We start from the raw sequence: 1,180 nt of genomic DNA, 5'->3' as shown, positions 1-1,180 counted from the left end.
AGAGCCTTCTCTGATTGGGGTCGTTGTGGTCAAGGTGCTCCTGCACTTTTTCTCGGACCGTTCCGCGGGTCACTCGCTTCTCTTCGCGGTCGGCGTTTGGGCCGCCGCATGATGGGGTCAGGAGAGCGAGGCGTCTCAATCTGTTTCACGACCTTGCCGAGTTTTGGCCGGCAGGTTCGGGGCTCTGAACGGGATCGCCTCGCCCATCGTCCCTACGGAACGATCCGGGCATCGCCCTTTCGGGCGAAAGCTTTGTTCGTGTTGCTTGCTCCTTTGATCTGTCCCGGTCACGCTGCCAGTGCGGCAGGCTCCTTTCCAAAGCGGAACTCGGTTGCGTCGGCCCACATGCGGTGCAGGATGACGGCCAGTTTACGGGCCACCGCCACGCGGGCCCGCGCCATGCCGCGGCGTCTGGCGATGGTCATGCTAGGCGCGCAAGCTCGACCATTTCTTCGAGCGAACGAGCAGCGAATGCGCCGCCTCGTAGAGGGCGGTGCGGGCGAGTTCGTCGCCGCAGCGGCTGACCTTGCCCTGGATGTCGGTCTCGCCGGACTGGTAGCGCGCCGGCGTCAGCCCCAGATGCGCGCCCACCGCCCGCGAGGAGCCGAACCGCTCCGGCCGGTCGATCGTGGCGCGGAAGGCGAGAGCCGTGATCGGCCCGACGCCCGGCTTGCTCATCAGCCGCCGACACACTTGCTCCTTGCGCACGATGTCGAGAACCTGCTTGGTCAGGCGGGTGAACTCCTTCAGCATGACGCGCAGGATCGCAAGCAGCGGTTCGACCATTGCCATCACCTCGGCGCCGGCCAGTTCGCGCACGCGATCGGCAAAGGCGGTGCGCGACGGCGTGCCTAGCTTGACGCCGGCCTCGCGCAGCATGGCGCGCACAACATTCTCGATGCTGCGCATCTCGTTCAGCACCGTGCGGCGGGCAACCAGCAGCGCGCGCCACAACCGGCATTGCCGGCTCTTGACATGCACCTGCCGATACCAGCCGGTGCGCATGATCTGCGCCAGCGCGCGGGCATCGTTGCGATCGGTCTTGTTCGGCATCGTCGCCGCATTGGCAGCCCGTGTCTCGATGCAGATCGCCGGCAGGCCTTCGGCGCGCAATCCGTCGTGAAGCCAGGCCGTCAGCGAGCACGCTTCCAGGCCGATCCGCTCAAGCGGCAAGCCGGTC

At 66.5% G+C, this 1,180-nt stretch carries 1 pseudogene; it reads right to left on the bottom strand.

The window, feature by feature from the left end:
- Nucleotides 1-287: 287 nt before the first annotated feature.
- A pseudogene (locus tag CK224_RS30530) lies at nucleotides 288-1,180 on the bottom strand (IS110 family transposase); the annotation flags it as partial.

Origin of the sequence: Mesorhizobium sp. WSM3862, from assembly GCF_002294985.1 — a bacterium.
Classification (GTDB): Bacteria; Pseudomonadota; Alphaproteobacteria; order Rhizobiales; family Rhizobiaceae; genus Mesorhizobium.
This window is presented reverse-complemented; position numbering and strand designations above follow the sequence as displayed.